Consider the following 19,907-nt stretch of genomic DNA (forward strand, 5'->3'; position numbering starts at 1 on the left):
GCACCTGCGTGGTGATCGTAGACCTCGTCAGGCACTGGATCGTCCAGATCACGCCGACCGGGTCACACCGCGACCCTCACCGCGCGCACTCCCCGACCGGCGCCGACAGAACCGCAGGACGGGATCGGGCAGCGTCGACTCGGCAAGGTCGTGGTATCGCTGCCGCGCGTCGGCGGTTCGGCCATCGCGCCACTCGATGTCGGCGAGCGCCAACGCAGCATCTCGGGCGGCGTACGCCGGACCGCTCTCCACGATGTCGGTGAGCTCGCTCTCCAGCATCGCGTCGGTTCCGGTGGCATACGAGACCGCCACCGCACGAGCGACGACGACCGCGGGCGACGGCCAGACGGCTTCCAACGCGCGATACAGCGTGACCATTGCGGCCCAATCGATTCGGTCGAACTCGGCCGGCGAACAATGCAGGCCGGCGATGGCGGCCTCGAGCGCGAACCGACCCGGTGCCGTCGCCGCCCGACTCGCGTCGTCCAGGCCGGCGGCGACCATCCGGCGATCCCATCGGGTGCGATCCACCTCGCACGCCGGGACCGCGGCACCGCCGTCGTCGACGCGTCCCGCCCGACGGGCCAGTCCGAGTCTCATCACCGCTCGGAGTCCTCGCACCTCGGTGTCGTCCGGGTACATCCCGACGAGGTCGTCGACGATCCCGAGGGCGGCCGACGCGGTGTCGGTGAGTGCATCGCGCGGGACGAAGTCCACCCGGTGACCGTGGGTGAACATGAGCGACAGGCAGTCGAGGACCGTCGGTAGACGCAGGCGCCGCTGAGAGCGATCGGCGAGCCGGAAACCCGGCCGGGCGGAGGCGAGTGTCCGTTTGGCGCGCGTGAGTCGTGCCGCAGCGGTCGCCGGCTCGATCCCGAGCAGGCGAGCGATGTCGGCGGTACGCAGACCGCAGACCAGTCGCAGGGCCAATACCAGGCGCGCGCCTTCGGTCAGTTCGTCGTCACAGGCCACGAACATCAACGCGATGCGGTCGTCGATTCCCGGTCCCCAGCCGGCATCACCCGGATCGGCGTCATCCACTCCCCCCGAACCGGGGTCGGTGAGGTCGACGCCTCCGGGATCGACGGCCGAGCGGGCGATCTGCTCGGTCACCCGCTCGGCGACGACACGACGTCGGACCGTGTCGATCCAGGCCCTACGTCCGGCAGCGACACACCACGCGCAGAGCGACACCGGGGGTTCGGACTGCTCGGCGGCACGCGCGAAGGCCTCGGCGGCGAACTCCTCGGCATCGTCGGCCGACCCGGTGATCGTCAACAACGCCCGCACCACCGACGGCCAGGCCGCGACGAAGGCCTCCGGCGTGATCCCGGAACCGGACGGTCCCGCTCCGTCGCCCATCAGTCGCTCGGAAAGACCTTGCGCCACTCCACCGCGTTACCGGTCGGGACCAGCGCTGCGATGCGTCGAGCCTGCTCCTCGTCATCGACGGCGACCAGGTAGAAGCCCGTGATGACGTCGGAGGACTCGGCGTAGGACGCGTCGGTGAAGTGCGGTGCGGAGCCGTCACGTCCGGGCACACATCGCCCGCCGTGGCGCAGATTCTGCAGGGCGGCTCCACCGACGATGGTCGCGCCGAGATCGGCGACGGCCTGTTGGAAGCGCTTGTGGGCGGCGAAGTCCGGGTCGGCCGCCACCGCGGTTCGATCACGGGTCTGCGTCGCCCCCATCGCGCCCGGCGCCCGGCCGTCGTACGACCCGGCGCGCTCGTCGCCGGGACCGGCGAGGTATCGGTCGGAGTCCCAGTCGGGCTCCCGGATCAGAAAGGCGTAGGTGTCGGTCATCGTCGATCTCCTTGTTCGGACGGAGTGACGCGGAATGGTCACACCATCTTGTCGAACACGCCTCGCGAAAATCGACAGATCGGGTCCACGATCGGATTCGGCGGGACTCTCAGACGAGGAGACGTCGGATGTCGTCGACGATCGTGTCGAGTGGCAGCTGCTGCTGCTCCCCGGTGCGGAGGTCCTTGACGTCGATCGTGCGCTCGGCGAGCTCACGGTCACCCAGCACCAGCGCCAGTCGTGCCCCGCTGCGATCCGCGGCCTTCATCGCGCCCTTGAGGCCACGATCGCCGTAGGCCAGATCCACCGCGATCCCGACCGCACGCAGCCGACCGGCAAGGGTCACCAGTTCGGTCTTCGCGTCGGCGCCGAGCGGCACACCGAACACCGCGACGCGTTCGATACCGCGCGAGGCGACCTCCTCGGCTCGCAGCGCCAGCAGCGTCCGGTCGACGCCGAGCCCGAAACCGATGCCGGACAGGTCCTGCTTGCCGCCGAGCTGCCGCATGAGGCCGTCGTAGCGGCCACCGCCGCCGATCCCCGACTGCGCGCCCAGTCCGTCGTGCACGAACTCGAACGTCGTCTTGGTGTAGTAGTCGAGCCCTCGGACGAGGCGCGGGTTGCGGACGTACGGCACACCCAGCCGATCGAGGTGGCCGAGCACCGCGTCGAAGTGGGCTCGCGAATCGTCGGAGAGATAATCGATCAGCAGCGGCGCGCCGGCCGTGGCCTCCTTGATCTCGGGACGCTTGTCGTCCAGGACCCGCAGCGGGTTGAGCTGCGCCCGCTGGCGCGTCGGCTCGTCGAGGTCGAGACCGAACAGGAACTCCTGCAGGGCCTCTCGGTACCGCGGCCGGGTCTCGTCGTCCCCCAGGGACGTGATCTCCAACCGGAACCCCGACAGACCGAGTCGGCGATAGCCCTCGTCGGAGATCGCGATGACCTCGGCGTCCAGGGCCGGGTCGTCGACACCGATGGCCTCGACGCCGACCTGCTGCAGCTGGCGGTAACGACCGGTCTGCGGCTTCTCGTAGCGGAAGAAGGGTCCCGAGTAGCAGAGCTTCACCGGGAGCTGGCCGCGATCGAGGCCGTGCTGGATGACTGCACGCATGACGCCGGCGGTGCCCTCCGGCCGCAGCGTGACCGAACGATCGCCGCGATCGGCGAAGGTGTACATCTCCTTGCTCACGACATCGGTCGACTCACCGACACCGCGCGCGAACAGTGCGGTGTCCTCGAAGACCGGCAACTCGATGTGCCCGTACCCGGCGAGCCGCGCGGCCTCGGTGAGCGTGTCGCGCACGGCACGGAAATCCGCCGAATCGGGCGGAAAATAGTCCGGGATGCCGCGGGGCGCCTGGAAGTCTGCGCTCACAGTCCGAATCGTCCCTTCGTCGGGGGTGGGCTGCCGGGGTCGAGGTCGGCAAGGAATGGGTTGGTACGGCGCTCGGCGCCGATACTGGTCTGCGGTCCGTGTCCGGGAAGGACCTGGGTGTCGTCGGACAGGGGCAGGAGCCGGTCCGCGATGGAGGTCAGCAACTGCTGATGATCCCCGCCGGGCAGGTCGGTCCGCCCGATCGAACCGGCGAAGAGGACGTCGCCGGAGAACACGACCGGAACCCTGACCTGGTCGCCGCCCTCGTCCGTCACGGGGACGTCGAGTCCCAGCAACACCGACCCCTGGGTGTGGCCAGGGGCCAGGTCGACCGACAGTCGCAGGCCGGCGACCTCGACGGGCTCACGGTCGACGAACTCGACGACCTTCTCCGGCTCATGGAACTCCATGTCACCCAACATCGGACCGAGCGCCCGTCCCAGCCCCCGCGCCGGGTCGGCGAGCATCGGACGGTCGTCGGCGTGGATGTAGGCGGGAATGGAATACTCGTCACACAGCTCCGCAGCGTTCCAGGTGTGGTCCAGATGACCGTGCGTGAGCAGCACCGCGACCGGGTTGAGGTCGTGCTCGGCGAGCAGCTCGCGCACACGCGGCGCAGCATCCTGCCCGGGGTCGATGACGACCGCGTCCCCGCCGGCCGCCGGGGCGAGCAGATAGCAGTTGGTCTGGAACATGCCTGCGGCGAACCCCGTGATCAGCATCGGTGTCCTCCCCTGTCCTCGACCGGCGGCCGCTCGTCGTCCGACACGCGGGTGCGCGACGGGTGGACGTCCATTGTCGCAAAAGGTCACCGACCGCCTCCGGCCAGCGCCCGCATCGCCGACGGCCGCCCGGGATCGACACCGACGCGCGACCCGCTGTCGGTGACTCTCAGGTTGGGCTGGCACACTGCAGTGTCGCGGTACCATCGGCGCCGAAACGTGCCCGGCGATCTGTTGCCGGCCGACGCCGACAGACGATGCCGACGACGATGACAGGCCGTTACACCAGGTCAGGGAGGGTCAACCAGCGTGTCCACCAATGAGGAACGTCGCGAGGCCGCCAAGCGCAAGCTGGAAGAGCGCCTCGAGCGGGAACGACAGGTGGCCCGGCGCCGCAAGGTCATCATCGCCTCGGTGTCCACCGTCGTGGTCGTGGCGATCGTCGCCACCGCGACGACACTCATCGTGAAGAAGATCCTCGACGACCGCGAGGCAGCCCGCTGGGCGTCCTGCTCGTACGAGGACCAACCGAGTCGCTTCTCCGAGCTCCCCAAGGAGGTACCCGCCGAGGTGCCCGCCAACCAGCGGGCCCAGGCGCAGCAGTACCTCGACGAGATGCGTGCCGGCGAGGCCAAGCAGCGCACCTCCCCCAAGCCCGGCGATCGCCAGCTGAAGGAGGGGACGGTCGACCTCACGCTCGGCACCAACCGCGGCGCCATCCCGATCACGTTGGACCGCAACGGCTCTCCGTGCAACACCGGCGCCATCGCGACGCTGGCGGAGAACGGCTTCTACAACGGGACCAACTGCCACCGTCTCACCAACAGCCAGACGCTGAAGGTTCTCCAGTGCGGCGATCCGACGGCCACCGGTGCAGGCGGACCCGGCTGGTCGAGCCCCGACGAGTTGCCGACCGACCTCAAGCCCGCCGGTCAGGCCGACCCCATGTCGGGCACGGCGCCGGTCCTCTACCCGCGCGGCACCATCGCGATCGCGAACAGCAACAACCCCCAGTCGGGACAGTCGAACACCGGTTCCAGCCAGTTCTTCGTGGTCCTGCAGGACAGTCAGCTCGCGCCGAACTACACCGTGGTCGGCAAGGTCGACGAGAAGGGCTTCGGCGTTCTCGACAGCATCCAGAAGGCCGGTCTCACACCGGGTCCCGGCGGTAGCGCCGAGGACGGTCGCCCGAAGGAGCCGGTCGACATCACCACCGCGACCGTCAGCGGCAACGAGGACTGATCAGCCGGTCCGGCAAGACGACCTACCGAAACGACCCCGTGGCCTCGGCCCGGGGTCGTTTCGTACAGATGGTACGTGCGACGCTCAGGCCGCCGACGTCACGCGATAGACGTCGTAGACACCCTCGACGTTGCGGACGACGTTGAGGACGTGCCCGAGGTGTTTCGGGTCGCCCATCTCGAAGGTGAACTTGCTGATGGCCACCCGATCGCGACTCGTCGTCACCGATGCCGACAAGATGTTGACTCGCTCGTCGGCGAGCACCCTGGTGACATCGGACAGCAAACGGGAGCGATCGAGCGCCTCGACCTGGATCGCCACCAGGAAGACCGACGACGGAGAAGGCGCCCAGGTCACGTCGATGATCCGCTCCGATTGCCCCTGCAGGGAGTCCGCATTGGTGCAGTCGGTGCGGTGGACACTGATGCCGCCGCCGCGGGTGACGAACCCGAGGATCTCGTCACCCGGTACGGGTGTACAACACTTGGCGAGTTTCACCAGCACGTTGTCGACGCCCTCGACCACGACCCCGGCATCGCCGCCGTGTCGGGTCCGGGTCGGCATGGTCGACGGCGTGGAACGTTCGGCGATCTCCTCGGCCGCCTCGTCGATCCCACCGAGGGCGGCCACGAGTCGGTTCACGACATGCCGTGCGGACACGTGGTGTTCGCCGACCGCGGTGTACAACGCGGTGACGTCGGTGAAGCGTAGCTCGGTGGCCACCGCCGACATCGACTCCGCACTCATCAAGCGCTGCAACGGCAGGCCGCCACGGCGCACCTCTTTGCCGATCGCGTCTTTACCCGCCTCGAGAGCCTCCTCGCGACGTTCCTTGGCGAACCACTGCCGGATCTTGGCCTTCGCTCGTGGCGAGACCACGAAGTTCTGCCAGTCCTTCGACGGTCCAGCGGTCAACGCCTTCGAGGTGAACACCTCGACGACCTCGCCGTTCTCCAACTGACGCTCGAGTGCGACCAGCCGACCGTTCACCCGGGCCCCGATGCAGCGATGGCCGACCTCGGTGTGCACCGCGTAGGCGAAGTCGACCGGCGTCGATCCCGCCGGGAGCGTCACCACGTCGCCCTTCGGGGTGAAGACGAAGATCTCCTTGACCGCGAGGTCGTAGCGCAGCGACTCCAGGAATTCGCCAGGGTCGGCGGCCTCGCGTTGCCAGTCGAGTAGTTGGCGCATCCACGCCATGTCGTCGATCTCGGCGGAATCGGAGGGGCGCTTGGCCGTCTTGCCCCGGTTGCGGGTCTCCTTGTACCGCCAGTGTGCGGCGATGCCGAACTCCGCGGTCCGATGCATGTCGGTGGTCCGGATCTGCACCTCCAGCGGCTTGCCCTCCGGACCGATCACCGTGGTGTGCAACGACTGGTAGACCCCGAACCGGGGCTGCGCGATGTAGTCCTTGAATCGTCCGGCCATCGGCTGCCACAGCGAGTGCACGACACCGACCGCGGCGTAGCAGTCGCGCACCTGGTCACAGAGGATCCGCATGCCGACGAGGTCGTGGATGTCGTCGAACTCGCGGCCTTTGACGATCATCTTCTGATAGATCGACCAGTAGTGCTTCGGCCTGCCCTCGACGGTTGCGGAGATGCGCGCGGCGCTCAACGCGTTGTTGATGTCGGCGCGTACGCGCGCGAGATAGGTGTCGCGGGAGGGCGCGCGGTCGGCGACGAGCCGGACGATCTCCTCGTAGCGTTTCGGGTGCAGGATCGCGAACGAGAGGTCCTCGAGCTCCCACTTGACCGTCGCCATACCCAGGCGGTGGGCCAGCGGGGCGATCACCTCGAGCGTCTCGCGGGCCTTGCGCGCCTGCTTCTCCGGCGGGAGGAAGCGCATGGTGCGCATGTTGTGCAGACGGTCGGCCACCTTGATGACCAGCACCCGCGGGTCACGAGCCATCGCGATGATCATCTTGCGGATGGTCTCGGCCTCGGCCGCGCTGCCGAGTGCGACCTTGTCGAGCTTCGTGACGCCGTCGACGAGATGAGCGACCTCGGAGCCGAATTCGGACTCCAGTTGCTCGAGCGAGTACCCGGTGTCCTCCACCGTGTCGTGGAGGAGTGCGGCGACGAGGGTCGTGGTGTCCATCCCGAGGTCGGCGAGGATCGTCGCGACGGCGAGCGGGTGGGTGATGTAGGGGTCCCCCGACTTGCGGACCTGGCCGGTGTGTCGCTCGTCGGCGACGTCGTAGGCCTGTTGGAGCAGGGCGGTGTCGGCCTTGGGGTAGATCTCGCGGTGCAAGGTCACCAACGGCTCGAGCACCGGTCGGACCTGGCTGCGGGTCGCGGTCATCCGACGGGCCAGGCGAGCACGCACGCGCCGCGATGCCGACGACGCACCGGCGGCCGCCGACGTCACCGAGGACGCTGCCGCCCGATCGGCGTCCTGCTCACCGGTGTCCGAACCGGCGTGACCGTTCCCACCGATCGCGACACCGTTCTCCGTCGGGGTGGGATGACTGTCCACGGCGCCGGCAGGCGCCCCGTCGGAATCGAATTCCTCGGCCATCGTCCCTCCTCTCACACCGTCGACATCCTCTGCCGAGGTCATGAATCCGCCGTGGGTTCCACGATGTCGACGTGTCGAGTCTAGTGCGCTCGACGGCGTGGGAGGACCGGCGACGCCCGCTCGGATGCCGTCGGCCGCCCGTCGACAGATGAGTCGACACTTGCGTCGACACTTGGGTCGACCGGCGCGGGCTCAGTCGACGGTGACCGCATGCACCCCGATGTCGGGGCCCAACCCGTCGGCGATCGTCGAGCGCCCACCCAACGCGGCGAGCTCCATCACCACCGCGACGCCGACGATCTCCGCACCGGCGTCGGTCAGGAGCTTCGCGGCCGCGACGGCGGTGCCGCCGGTCGCGAGGACGTCGTCGACGAGCAGGACACGGCGACCGGCGAGGTCGAGTCCGTCGGCCGGGATCTCGAGACTGGCCGTGCCGTATTCGAGTGTGTAGGTGGTGCTGTGCACCGGCGGCGGGAGCTTCCCCGCCTTGCGCACTGCCAGGACGCCGACCTCGAGTTCACGCGCCACCGCACCGCCGAGGAGGAATCCGCGGGCGTCGATGCCGGCCACGAGGTCTATGCCCCGGCAGCCGTGGGTCAGCGCGGTCACGATCGCCGACAGTCCCTCGGGGTCGGCGAGTACCGGGGTGAGGTCCTTGAAGGCGATGCCGGGACTGGGGAAGTCGTCGACCAGACGCACGTGGCGATCGATGGCGGCCCGAGCGCGGTCGACGGCCTTCGAGGTCACCTCGTCCGCAGTGCCTCGCTCGACGGAATCCTGGTCGGCCGGGTCCCGCCGGGCGGAGCGGGCGGCATCGTCAGGCGCCATGGCGGTTCATCCCTCCAGGATCCAACGATCCATGTTCCATCCGGTCCCGGTCCGGGACTGGCCGGGCACCACGTTAGCGACCCCGGACGTGCGCTGGATCCGGGGCGCGGCGAACAGCGGGACGGAGGCGACATCGCCCCAGGCCGCGTTCTCCACGGCCCGCGTGAGGCGCAAGCGCTCTCCCGCGTTGTCGACGACGGCGAGCGTGTCGATCGCGCTGGTCACCGCGCCGCTCTGGAAGCCGCCCAGGTTCAACGGATCCCGCGCGTGGAGCTGATACGAATCCCGAGTCGGCACCGCGGCTCCCGCGGCGGCTGTGGATGCACCGCCTGCGACCAGTGCGGCGTCGGCGGTCCGTCCGAGTCCCGACGGAGACCAGTCCGTTCCTCCCGCATCGTCGACGGCGATGCCCGCGCGGCGACACGAGTCGGCGATCACGGCGACCATCTCACCCCAACGGGGGGCCGGCGCGCGGTACCCGATCCGCACCCGGACTGGCGGTTGTGTGGAGCCGTCGGTCGCCGTGGCGCGCTGCCCCAGCAGGGTCCGCGACCGACCGATGTCGGCACGCAGGTAGCGCTGGCCGAACGCCGAATTGAGCTGCCCCGCCAGTGCATTCGACGGAGCAAGCGAACGCAGGTTCCAGATCTGGGCGCCTTGGCCGAATCGCCGGGCGAGATCGTCACGGGGTAGACATGACGCGAATGCCTGTCGGACGAGCGGATCGCCGAAGACACCGCGCTGGGACAACACGAGCTCTTGCACCCCGGAAGCCCGCTGCGGCGCCCACGCTCCCGAGGCATCTGCGGTCGCATCGGCCGCGGGCACCAGTCCCCCGGTGATGTCGACCACCCCGTGGCCTTCGCCGCCGACGCGATCGGACGCGTCCTCCGTGTCGCGTCCCCAGATGACTATCCGGTCGGCCTTCGGCCGGTCACCCCACCATCGAGGATTCGGCACCAGCACGAGTCCTCCGGATGTGGAGTACCGATCGACCCGGTACGGTCCCGAGGACGGTAGACGCGCTTCGTCGATCGGCCCGGGTTGCAGGTCGAGACCCGTGTTCCAGGCCCGCGCGATCTTCCCGACCGCATTCCGGTCACCTGCGCGGATCGGCGCCACCACGTCGGGCACGCCGGCCTGACGGGCCACCACCTGCGCGGGGACGAGCGTGCCCGCACCGAAGAGTCCGGCCCAGTCGCGATAGGCGCGCCCCGGCGCGAAACGCACCGTGACGGCCTTGTCGCCGGCCGCGCAGTCGACCGCCGAGATGTCGCGATACCCGGCGGTGGTCGCGGGGGTGAAACCGGGATACCGGCCGCTCATCGCCGCCCACGCCAGGACGACGTCATCGCAGTCGACAGCGGTGCCGTCGGAGAACACGGCCTCGGGGTTGATGTCGTACCGGACCGCGAGGTCGGGGCCGGGTAGAACGGTCGCCGTGGCCATGTCGCGGTCGGGCGTCACCTGACCGGCCGCGCCGAGCAACGAGAACCCCGGCAGGACGCGGGCCGTCGCCATCACCACGCCATTGGCATTGCCTGCCACCGTGTTCGCGTTGTAACTGTCGACGGTCGCATCGACCACATAGTGGATGGTCGGCGGACCGTCGTCACCGCAGGCGCTGACCAGGGCAGCGGTCGCGACCAGCGCCGAGATCCCGGCGACCAACCGGACGCCGAGTCCCTTCCGCATGGTCACGTCCCCGGTGTCACTGCGAACGTCGACGCTTTCCCGACGGACCGCCCCGCTTGCCCGTGGGCTCCGCGTCGGAGGTCACGCCGCGACCGCGGACCGGACGCCGAGCCGCGGGCACGTCCTCGCCGGCTGCGACACGCGCGCGCCGGTCGAGCACACGCTTGGTGTGACGGGCCACGTCGGATCGACGCTCCTTGAGCGTCACCAGCAACGGCGCCGCGAGGAAGATCGACGAGTAGGCACCGACCACTACGCCCACCAGCTGGATCAGTGCGAGGTCCTTCAGGGTGCCGACACCGAGCAGCCAGACCGCGATGACCATCAGGGCGATGATCGGCAGCACCGAGATCACCGTCGTGTTGATCGATCGCATCAGCGTCTGGTTGACCGCCAGGTTGGCCTGTTCGGCGTACGTACGTCGGGTGGTCTGCAGTACCGACCGGGTGTTCTCCGAGACCTTGTCGAACACGACCACGGTGTCGTACAGCGAGAAACCGAGAATGGTCAGCAGGCCGATGACGGTCGCCGGGGTGACCTCCCAGCCGATCAGTGAGTAGACGCCCGCGGTACAGACGATGTCGAAGAACAGCGAGGCCAGGGCCGCGACGGACATCTCCCGGTCGAAGCGGACCGCGATGTAGATGAAGACGATGACCAGGAAGACGGCCAGCGCGATCAGCATCTTCTCGGTGATCTCGCCACCCCAGGTGGAGCTGACGTCCGACGAACTGACCTCCGAGGCGGTCAGCCCGGGCGCGAACTTCTCGGCGAGAGCCGCCGTGATCTGTTCGGTCTGCTGCTGGGTGAGGTGCTCGGTGCGGACCTGCACCGTCTCGCTCGACCCGGTACCGGCGGTCTGCACCGACTCCGGCTCGCTGCCCAGCGTGTCGTTGAAGACGCCCTCGACCGCTTCGGTGGTGATACCCGAGGAGACCGGGATCGAGACCTGGGTACCGCCTTCGAACTCGATGCCGAGGGTGAACTGGCGGAAGACGATCGACAGCACACAGACCAGCAGGATCGCCGCCGTGACCAGGTACCACATCCGTCGTTTGCCGATGACCTCGAAGGCACCGGTACCCGTGTAGAGACGCGACAGGAACGACCGGTCGGAGTCGGCGACGAAGTCGGCATCCGACCCGGTCGCGGGTGCGACCGAGTCGGGATCGTCCCCGACGGTCGCTGTGTCGCCACCGCGTGCGCGGCGTGGCTCGTCGACGGTCATCGCACACCTCCTTCGGATGCGGTCGCGCGCTCCTGTGCACGTCCGGCGATGCGGCGCTGGCGGGCGACCTCGCTGACCGCGCCGAGACCGTTGACGCTCGGGCGGGACAAGAACTCGGATCGGCTCGCGTAGACCACCAGCGGATGGGTGACCAGGAAGACGATGACCACGTCCAGGATGGTCGTGAGGCCCAGCGTGAACGCGAAGCCCTTCACCTCGCCGACGGCCAGGATGTAGATGACGGCTGCGGCGATGAAGCTGACTGCGTTACCCGACCAGATGGTGCGTCGGGCGCTGGCCCAGCCGCGCGGAACGGCGGACCGGAAACTCCGGCCCTCGCGTATCTCGTCCTTTATTCGTTCGAAGTAGACGACGAACGAGTCTGCCGTCATGCCGATTCCGATGATCAGACCGGCGATACCCGCGAGGTCGAGGGTGAAGCCGATCCACCGACCGAGCAGCACGATAATGCCGTAGACCATGAAGCCGGCGAGCACGAGCGAGAGCACCGTGAGGATGCCCAGCATCCGGTAGTACGCCAGGGCGTAGATGAGGACGGCGATCATGCCGACCGCGCCGGCGATCAGACCGGCCTTCAGTGACGCGTAACCCAGTGTCGCCGAGACGGTCTCGGCATCGGATGCCTCGAAGGACAGCGGGAGTGAACCGTACTTCAGGACGTTGGCCAGATCCTTGGCCTCGTTCTGGGTGAAATTGCCGCTGATCTCGGTGCTGGGGGTGGTGATCGCGCCGCGGATCTGGGGTGCCGAGACCACCTCGGTGTCGAGCGTGAACGCGGTCTGTTTACCGGTGTTCTCGGCGGTGTACTTGGGCCAGAAGTCGCGGGCCTCGCCCTTGAACTCGACCTGCACGATCCATGCGCCGGCCTGCTGCGTGGTGCCCGCCGTCGCGTTCGCGATGTCGCGGCCGTCGATGATCTCCGGACCGAGGAGGTACACCTCGTTGCCCTCCTGGGCACAGGCGACCAGATACTGATCCGGGAGGTCGTTGCCGCGCAACGGATCCGCAGCTCCCGCGGAGCAATCGGTCTTGGCCATCTGCTGTCGCAGCGCGTTGAGGTCGCCGCCGGCCGGGGCCTGACGCAGCTTGCGTTGCTCGTTGATGGCCGCCGACGCGGATCCCGGACCGGCACCGGCGTCATCGCCGTCGGCAGGCTTCGGTGGCTGCGGCGTCGCGGGCTGGACGTCCTCGACGGGCCGGACGAACAGACGGGCCGTCTGCCCCAGCGTCCGCGCCTGGCTGCCGTCGGTGCCGGGCACCGTGATGACCAGGTTGTTGCCGTTGACGACGACCTCGGAACCGGACACACCGAGTCCGTTGACGCGTTGTTCGATGATCTGCTTGGCCTGGTCGAGCTGCTCACGCGTGGGCGCACCACCGTCGGGTGTGCGTGCGGTCAGCGTGACGCGCGTCCCGCCCTGCAGATCGATGCCGAGTTTGGGCTCGGGCGATCCCCCGCCGGTGAAGAAGATCAGGCCGTAGACCACGGCCAGCAACACGAGGAAGGCGGTGAGGGGTCGCCACGGCGGGATCTCGTTGCGAGCTCCCGACCGCTTCGACGCCCGGCGTGAGGTTGTCACTGCTGTCCTGGTCTCCTTCGACGTCACGCCGCGGCGTGATCAGCTACACACGTGCACCCGGGGCGACCACCCCGTGGCCGCCCCGATGGGCCCGACCGGTCCACGATCGACCTGCGTCCGCCGGTCACCGACCGGCGGACCGCAATGTCACTTGTCGGTGTCGGCCTGCTTGTTCTCGCCCTTGCTCGCCTCGGGCGAGTCCGGGGTGATGGCGTCGGTGTCGACATCCGGGGTGATCTCGTCGTCGGCGGAGTAGTCCACGTCGTCGTCGAGCGACTCCGGCAGCGACGGCACGGCACCCACGTAGGTGGCTCCGGCCTCGTCCGTCGGGACGACCTTCATGATGGCCAGTCGGTTCCAGCGGGTGACCACACCGGTCGCGATCTCGACGTCGACGAAGTCGTCCGCAGCCGCGTCGATGACGGTCCCGTACAGACCGGACGTCAGCTGGACGCGCGCGCCGGTCGTCACCGAGTTCTGCATCTGCTGTTGCTCGGCCACACGCTTCTTCTGCTTGCGGATGCTGAGGAACATGAAGCCGGCCAGGAGGGCCAGCAGGAGGGGGAAGAGTAGGGCGTCCATCGTTACTGCGTCAGTCCTTCATAAGGGTCGTCGGTCTGTGGTTCGGTCGGCACTGCTGTCGTTTGGTGGCGCGCAATCGGCCACCGGGCGGAAACACCGACCCGACAGCGACGCGCACCGGGGCTCGTCGCCGGTCTCCCGAAGGGTCGTCCCTGCGCCGACCTGCGGTCGACGCCGCAGTCGCGCCTCTCACAGTGTGCCATGTCGCCATGTCCGGTTCCGGCGCGCACCATGACGTGGACCGTCGATGCCCCCCGAGGACCTCCGCGAGCCTACAGGTCGTCGAAGAGGGAGTCGGTCGCGATCTCACGGGTACGGACGCCGAACGACGCGTTGAGGGCGTCGGCGGGCGGGGTGAGTCCGAGATGGTGCCACGCCGCGGCGGTCGCCACCCGGCCACGCGGGGTACGCGCGACCATCCCGGCGCGCACCAGGAACGGCTCGCAGACCTCCTCGACCGTCGCGGGCTCCTCACCGACGGCCACCGCAAGTGTCGACACACCGACCGGTCCGCCGCCGAAGCCGCGGACCAACGCATTCAGCACAGCCCGGTCGAGCCGGTCGAATCCGAGCTCATCGACGTCGTAGACCTCCAGCGCGGCACGGGCGATGTCGACGGTCACGATCCCGTCGCCGCGGACCTCGGCGTAGTCCCGCACCCGACGGAGCAGGCGGTTGGCGATACGTGGGGTGCCGCGGGAACGACTCGCGATCTCCGACGATGCGTCGCCGAGCAGCGTGATCCCGAGGATTCCCGCCGAGCGCCGGAGCACGCGGACCAGTTCGGTCGTCTCGTAGAACTCCATGTGGGCGGTGAACCCGAATCGGTCGCGGAGCGGCCCCGTCAGCGACCCGGACCTGGTGGTGGCCCCGACCAGGGTGAACGGTGCCACGTCCAGCGGGATGGAGGTGGCACCAGGGCCCTTGCCGACCACCACGTCCACCCGGAAGTCCTCCATCGCGAGGTAGAGCATCTCCTCGGCCGGACGCGCGATGCGGTGGATCTCGTCGATGAACAGGACGTCGCCGTCGACCAGGTTGGAGAGCATCGCGGCGAGGTCGCCTGCCCGCTCCAGTGCCGGACCCGACGTCACACGGATGGCCGCACCCATCTCCGAGGCGATGATCATCGCGAGCGAGGTCTTGCCGAGCCCGGGCGGGCCGGAAAGGAGGATGTGGTCGGGTGTACCGCCGCGGCCCTTGGCCCCGTGTAGGACGAGCTCGAGTTGTTCGCAGACCCGTGGCTGACCGATGAAATCGGCCAGGGACCGAGGCCGCAGGCCGGCGTCCAGGTCACCGTCGCCCGGCAGCGGCCCGGCGGAGATCTCCCGCTCGTCGTCGGGTCCGAGCTCGCTCATGCCGTCTTGCCCAACAGGGTGAGGGAGCGCCGCAGCGCGGTGGAGGCATCGGCGTCCGGGATGTCGGCGAGGACGATGGTCACCGCCTTCTCCGCGGGCGCGGCGGTGAACCCGAGACCGACCAGCGCCTCGGTGACCTGGTCGCGCACGGAACCGCCGGTGGTGGTGGTGACGACCTCGGACGACGAGGTGGTCGGCAACTCGACCTTGTCGCGGAGTTCCACGACAAGTCGTTCGGCGACCCGCTTGCCGATACCCGGCACCGACGTGAGGGCCTTGACGTCGGATGCGGCGAGGGCACGGCGCAACGAATCGGGCTCGAGTACCGACAGGGTCGCCATCGCCAAGCGCGGGCCGACACCGGTGACGGTCTGCAGCAGCGCGAACAGCGCGCGCGCGTCGGCCTCGGTGAAGCCGTAGAGAGTCATCGAGTCCTCGCGGACGATCATGGTGGTCAGGAGGGTGGTCTCCTCGCCGCGCCGCATGGACGCGAGTGTGCTCGGGGTGGCGAGCACCCGGTAGCCGACACCCGCGCAATCCACCACCACGTGGTCGAGCGCGACGTCGACGACCGGTCCCCGTACGGATGCGATCATCACGATCCCCTCTGTCCTGTCGCGGCTCTCTGCTCGGTCGCGGACGCGACCTGCCGTGCCGAGGCGACCTTCGCGCGGTGTCGGCGTGCGAGTGCGTCCGCCTGCTGCTGCGCCTGCGCCATCCGCTCCTGCATCGGTCCGCGCCAGCAGTGACAGATGGCGAGTGCGAGTGCGTCCGCGGCGTCGGCCGGGCGAGGCTTGGTCTGCATGCCGAGGATTTTGGTGACCATCGTGGTGACCTGCGCCTTGTCGGCGCGCCCGCTGCCGGTGACGGCCGCTTTCACCTCAGAAGGCGTGTGGAATCGCACCGGGACGTCCCGCTGTCCCGCTGCCAGCGCGATCACGCCACCGGCTTGGGCAGTGCCCATGGCGGTCGACACCTGATTCTGTGCGAACACCCTCTCGATCGCGACCACCTCGGGTTGGTGCACGTCGAGCCAATGGCATGCCGCGGTGTAGATGGCGAGGAGTCGTTCCGCCAGGTCCATGTCCGACGGGGTACGCACGACGTCGACGTCCAGCGCAGTCACCTGCCTGCCACGACCCGACTCGACCAGCGCGATGCCGCACCGGGTCAATCCCGGGTCGACGCCCATCACCCGCACACACCCTCCCAGTGGCCACCCGACGACGCCGGGTCCCGAACAGTTGTTCGAGACTCTACCCGCGCGGCACCCGGCGACCGGGCAGCAACACGGCTCGGATGGCCGTCGCCCTGCACGTGGAGAATGGTCGGCGATGACGGTCTATGCCCCGGTCACCCCGATCGGCCTCACCAACCGCTGTGCCGACGCCTGTGTGGGCTTGGGTGGACCGGTCGTCGTCGCCGTCGACGGGCCCGATGCCGCCCACCCGGCGACATTGGCAGGCGAGGTCGCCGACGTGCTGCGGTCCCGCGGACGCGCGGCGGACGTCGTGCGGGTCGCCGACTTCATCAGGCCGGCGTCGGTGCGGATGGAGTACGGCGCCACCGATCCCGACACCTACCTCGACGGGTGGTTCGACTACCCGGCGATCGATCGGGAGGTGGTGTCGGCGCTGCGTCGCGACGGCCGTTGGCTGCCTCGACTGTGGGATGCCGTCGCCGACAGATCGTTTCGAGATCGACGCAGGCAGGCCGATGCCGACCAGGTGGTGCTCGTGGCCGGGCCGATGCTGCTCGGACGCGGGTTGGGTTTCGAGGTGACCGTCCGGTTGCAGATGAGCGAGGCGGCGCTGCGACGGCGCACACCCGACGATCAGCAGTGGACCATCGCGCCACTGCTGACACAGGCCCTGGGCGCACCGACTGCGGACATCGAGGTCCGGTACGAGCACCCGGACCGGCCGGCGATCAGCCCGCCGCACCCGTGAGCAGCGGGCCGATCGTCGTCAGTCGTCGATCTCGGCGAGCACCTCGTCGCTGATGTCGACGTTGCTGTAGACGTTCTGTACGTCGTCGGAGTCCTCGAGGGCATCGATCAGCTTGAACACCTTGCGGGCGCCGTCGGCGTCGACGGCGACCTCGACCGATGCCCGGAAACTGGCCTCGGCAGAGTCGTAGTCGATGCCTGCGTCCTGCAGGGCAGTTCGCACGGCGACGAGGTCTCCGGGCTCGCTGACCACCTCGAACGACTCACCGAGATCGGTCACCTCCTCCGCGCCCGCGTCCAGCACCGCGACCAGGACGTCGTCCTCGGACTGTCCGTTCTTCTCGAGCGTCACCACGCCCTTACGGGTGAACAGGTACGCCACCGAACCGGGGTCGGCCATGTTGCCGCCGTTGCGGGTCATCGCCGTACGGACCTCGCCCGCCGCTCGGTTGCGGTTGTCGGTGAGGCACTCGACCAACACCGCGACCCCGTTCGGGCCGTATCCCTCGTACATGATCGTCTGCCAGTCGGCGCCGCCGGCTTCTTCACCACCGCCGCGCTTGCGTGCACGCTCGATGTTGTCGTTGGGCACCGACGACTTCTTCGCCTTTTGGATGGCGTCGTACAGCGTCGGGTTGCCTGCCGGGTCACCACCGCCCGTGCGGGCCGCCACCTCGATGTTCTTGATCAACTTGGCGAACATCTTGCCGCGCTTGGCGTCGATGACCGCCTTCTTGTGCTTGGTGGTGGCCCATTTGGAATGGCCGCTCATGGCTCCCGCATCCTTCCGACTGACTTCTTCGTGCGTGAAGGGTTCGCTGCACGACTCCCCCGCGTCAACTGTTCCCGGGTCGCGTCGCTCGAACCGCTCGTCGACAAGAGCTTACCGGCGCACCATCTCCACGAAGTATTCATGCACGCGCCGGTCGCCGGTCACCTCGGGGTGGAAGGACGTCGCGACGACGTCGCCCTGACGTACCGCGACGATCCGCCCGGCAGCGGGACCGTCCGGAACGGTGGCGAGTACCTCCACGTCCGGCGCCACGGATTCGACCCACGGCGCCCGGATGAACACCGCCCGCATCGGACCGCCGGCGTCCGGGCGATCGGTGATCCCGGTGACCTCGAGGTCGGTCTCGAAGGACTGCACCTGTCGTCCGAACGCGTTGCGGCGCACGGTGATGTCGAGAGCGTCCAGGTGCCGGGCATCGGGCCGGGTGTCGAGGATGGTGCCGGCGAGCATGATCATCCCGGCGCACGATCCGTAGGCGGGCAGCCCATCGGCGAGCCGTTCGCGCAGCGGGTCGAACAGGTCGAAGACGGTCAGCAGATGGCTCATCGTCGTCGATTCACCACCGGGGATGACGATGCCGTCCACCGCGTCCAATTCGCTGCGGCGACGTACCGGGACCGCCTCGGCCCCGGCGTGGGTCAGCGCGTCGACATGTTCGCGGACATCGCCCTGCAGCGCAAGGATGCCGATCCGCGGCGAACGCGTGGGGCCGCTCACTTCGGTCGCCGGGCGTGCTGGTCGGCGGGGACATCGCGCCCGGTACGCGCCAGTCCTTCCTGGGTGACCGCGGCGACCATGCGGCCCTGCAGGTCGAAGATCCGGCCCTGGGTCAGCGCGCGACCGGCATCGGCCGACGGCGAGGTCTGGTCGTAGAGCAGCCACTCGTCGGCACGGAACGGACGCAGGAACCACATCGCGTGGTCGAGCGACGCGATCTGCGGTTCCACCCCGGGATGCGGCACGCGGGCCGAACCGAGCAACGTCATGTCGCTCATGTAGGCCAGGGTCCCGACGTGGAACACCTGGTTGTCGGGCAGCGGTTCCCGGTAGCGGAACCACACCCGCTGCTGAGCCGCGAAGTAGTTGGATCGGACGAGTCGCTCGGGCGGGACGATCCGGATGTCGAACTTCTCCCACTCCCGGAACGGGGCGAGCTCCTCTTCGGTCGCCTCGGCGAGACGATCGGGCAATTCGTGGGGCTGCGGGGCCGGAGGCATCCGGTCCTGGTGCTCGACTCCGGTGTCGGTCGGGACGTGGAACGAGGCCGACATCGTGAAGATCGCCTCACCCTGCTGCACCCCCGTCACCCGTCGGGTGACGAACGACCGACCGTCACGGATGCGATCGACCAAGAAGACCGCCGGACGGTCGGGATCGCCGGGACGGAGGAAGTAGCCGTGCAGGGAATGCACGTGGAACTCGTCGGAGACGGTGCGGACCGCCGAGACCAGGGCCTGTCCGGCGACCTGACCTCCGAAGGTGCGTTGCAGGTGACTGGGGAACGACGGACCTCGATAGATGTCGGTCTCGATCGCTTCGACCTGCAGGATGTCCTGGATGGCTGCCACCCGGACAGTATCCCCGAAGCCGCTGCGCTCGAAGGCCGCGGACCCCTCCGCCGCGGCCTCCGCCACACGTGACCGCGGACTGACTGCGGTCCGGAGAGCGGAGACCGTGTCGATACGCGATCCACGACTCAGAGCTCGTCGAGCGAGACCAGACCGTCCTGGACGGCACGGGCGACGAGTGCCGCCTTGGTCGACGCCGGGCGCCCCACCTCGATGTACTTCGCCCGGATCCGTGTCAGATGGGTGTTCACCGTGCCCAGGGAGATGTAGAGGTCCTCGGCGACGGCCGGTTTGGAGTCGAGCATCAGCCAGGTCCGCAGTACCTCGACCTCGCGAGCGGTCAGTGCCGGCTTGGGTAGCTCGCTCGCCTCGACCGAGAGACCGACAGCCGGCGAGGTGATCGATCGATCGTCGTCGAACGGCGTGACGACGGTGACGTGCCGGTTGCGAGGTCCGACGTGGACGGGTGCCACCTGGCCGTCGGGTGCGGCCACCACCTCGACGTACCGCCGGCCGGGCACCGGCATCCGTCGCGCGGCCAGACGCTCGAGTGCCTCGCGCCGACGACGTGCCGCCTCGAGGTGACGACGCTGGTCGATGCCGGGCCGAGCCTGCGGAACATGATGTGCGACAACGGTCATG

19 protein-coding genes are annotated in these 19,907 nt (G+C 68.8%); 2 read left to right on the forward strand and 17 right to left on the reverse strand.

Annotation, left to right across the window (positions count from 1 at the left end):
* Positions 1-48 precede the first annotated feature (48 nt).
* The 4 genes from GS4_RS13195 to GS4_RS13210 all read right to left on the reverse strand — a co-directional run bounded on the left by GS4_RS13195 (position 49) and on the right by GS4_RS13210 (position 3,902).
* A complete protein-coding gene (locus GS4_RS13195) occupies positions 49-1,362 on the reverse strand; it encodes a DUF6596 domain-containing protein (RefSeq protein WP_007621296.1) in 1,314 nt (437 codons plus the stop codon).
* Positions 1,362-1,805 (reverse strand): YciI family protein, encoded by a 444-nt coding sequence (locus GS4_RS13200; protein WP_007621297.1) that lies wholly within the window; start codon positions 1,803-1,805, stop codon positions 1,362-1,364. Before GS4_RS13200 ends, GS4_RS13195 begins: the two co-directional genes overlap by 1 nt.
* 109 nt (positions 1,806-1,914) lie before the next feature.
* Entirely contained in the window at positions 1,915-3,180 is a 1,266-nt protein-coding gene (gene hisS, locus GS4_RS13205; protein WP_007621298.1) for a histidine--tRNA ligase, read from the reverse strand.
* A complete protein-coding gene (locus GS4_RS13210) occupies positions 3,177-3,902 on the reverse strand; it encodes an MBL fold metallo-hydrolase (protein WP_007621300.1) in 726 nt (241 codons plus the stop codon). Before GS4_RS13210 ends, hisS begins: the two co-directional genes overlap by 4 nt.
* Positions 3,903-4,211: 309 nt before the next feature.
* On the opposite strand from GS4_RS13210, the gene GS4_RS13215 reads away from it, so the two are divergent.
* Positions 4,212-5,144 (forward strand): peptidylprolyl isomerase, encoded by a 933-nt coding sequence (locus GS4_RS13215; protein ID WP_007621307.1) that lies wholly within the window; start codon positions 4,212-4,214, stop codon positions 5,142-5,144.
* Between the two features lie 84 nt (positions 5,145-5,228).
* Here the strand turns inward: GS4_RS13215 and GS4_RS13220 are convergent, their stop codons facing one another.
* The 9 genes from GS4_RS13220 to ruvC all read right to left on the reverse strand — a co-directional run bounded on the left by GS4_RS13220 (position 5,229) and on the right by ruvC (position 16,157).
* A complete protein-coding gene (locus tag GS4_RS13220; protein ID WP_007621309.1) occupies positions 5,229-7,664 on the reverse strand; it encodes a RelA/SpoT family protein in 2,436 nt (811 codons plus the stop codon).
* 192 nt (positions 7,665-7,856) lie between these two features.
* A complete protein-coding gene (locus GS4_RS13225) occupies positions 7,857-8,492 on the reverse strand; it encodes an adenine phosphoribosyltransferase (RefSeq protein WP_007621310.1) in 636 nt (211 codons plus the stop codon).
* Between the two features lie 6 nt (positions 8,493-8,498).
* On the reverse strand, positions 8,499-10,187 hold the full coding sequence (locus tag GS4_RS13230; RefSeq protein WP_007621312.1) for an ABC transporter substrate-binding protein: 1,689 nt from the start codon (positions 10,185-10,187) through the stop codon (positions 8,499-8,501).
* A gap of 16 nt (positions 10,188-10,203) precedes the next feature.
* Entirely contained in the window at positions 10,204-11,415 is a 1,212-nt protein-coding gene (secF, locus tag GS4_RS13235) for a protein translocase subunit SecF (RefSeq protein ID WP_007621315.1), read from the reverse strand.
* Positions 11,412-13,016 (reverse strand): protein translocase subunit SecD, encoded by a 1,605-nt coding sequence (gene secD / locus GS4_RS13240; protein ID WP_007621316.1) that lies wholly within the window; start codon positions 13,014-13,016, stop codon positions 11,412-11,414. Before secD ends, secF begins: the two co-directional genes overlap by 4 nt.
* A gap of 147 nt (positions 13,017-13,163) precedes the next feature.
* Complete coding sequence (gene yajC, locus GS4_RS13245; protein ID WP_007621326.1) at positions 13,164-13,598, reverse strand: preprotein translocase subunit YajC; 435 nt, start codon at positions 13,596-13,598, stop codon at positions 13,164-13,166.
* Between the two features lie 272 nt (positions 13,599-13,870).
* Positions 13,871-14,956 carry a Holliday junction branch migration DNA helicase RuvB gene (gene ruvB, locus GS4_RS13250; protein ID WP_007621327.1) on the reverse strand — a complete coding sequence of 362 codons (1,086 nt, stop codon included), beginning with the start codon at positions 14,954-14,956 and terminating at the stop codon, positions 13,871-13,873.
* Positions 14,953-15,552 carry a Holliday junction branch migration protein RuvA gene (gene ruvA, locus GS4_RS13255; protein ID WP_007621329.1) on the reverse strand — a complete coding sequence of 200 codons (600 nt, stop codon included), beginning with the start codon at positions 15,550-15,552 and terminating at the stop codon, positions 14,953-14,955. Before ruvA ends, ruvB begins: the two co-directional genes overlap by 4 nt.
* Positions 15,552-16,157, reverse strand: a complete 606-nt coding sequence (gene ruvC / locus GS4_RS13260) for a crossover junction endodeoxyribonuclease RuvC (protein WP_007621331.1) — start codon at positions 16,155-16,157, stop codon at positions 15,552-15,554. Before ruvC ends, ruvA begins: the two co-directional genes overlap by 1 nt.
* Positions 16,158-16,290: 133 nt before the next feature.
* Here ruvC and GS4_RS13265 point away from each other — a divergent pair, with 133 nt between their 5' ends.
* Positions 16,291-16,905, forward strand: coding sequence for a nucleoside/nucleotide kinase family protein (locus GS4_RS13265; RefSeq protein ID WP_007621333.1), 615 nt, complete (start codon positions 16,291-16,293; stop codon positions 16,903-16,905).
* 18 nt (positions 16,906-16,923) lie between these two features.
* On the opposite strand, the gene GS4_RS13270 is transcribed toward GS4_RS13265, so the two are convergent.
* The 4 genes from GS4_RS13270 to GS4_RS13285 form a co-directional block, all read right to left on the reverse strand.
* Positions 16,924-17,676: a YebC/PmpR family DNA-binding transcriptional regulator gene (locus GS4_RS13270; RefSeq protein ID WP_007621335.1), complete on the reverse strand. Its 753-nt coding sequence runs from the start codon at positions 17,674-17,676 to the stop codon at positions 16,924-16,926.
* A 111-nt stretch (positions 17,677-17,787) separates the two neighbouring features.
* A complete protein-coding gene (gene pdxT, locus GS4_RS13275) occupies positions 17,788-18,414 on the reverse strand; it encodes a pyridoxal 5'-phosphate synthase glutaminase subunit PdxT (RefSeq protein WP_007621337.1) in 627 nt (208 codons plus the stop codon).
* Positions 18,411-19,265: an acyl-CoA thioesterase gene (locus GS4_RS13280; protein ID WP_007621338.1), complete on the reverse strand. Its 855-nt coding sequence runs from the start codon at positions 19,263-19,265 to the stop codon at positions 18,411-18,413. The genes pdxT and GS4_RS13280 overlap by 4 nt, the downstream gene beginning before the upstream one ends.
* 128 nt (positions 19,266-19,393) lie before the next feature.
* Positions 19,394-19,906, reverse strand: a complete 513-nt coding sequence (locus GS4_RS13285; protein ID WP_007621339.1) for a response regulator transcription factor — start codon at positions 19,904-19,906, stop codon at positions 19,394-19,396.
* Position 19,907: the final 1 nt, after the last annotated feature.

Source organism: Gordonia soli NBRC 108243, from assembly GCF_000334455.1.
Lineage (GTDB): Bacteria > Actinomycetota > Actinomycetes > Mycobacteriales > Mycobacteriaceae > Gordonia > Gordonia soli.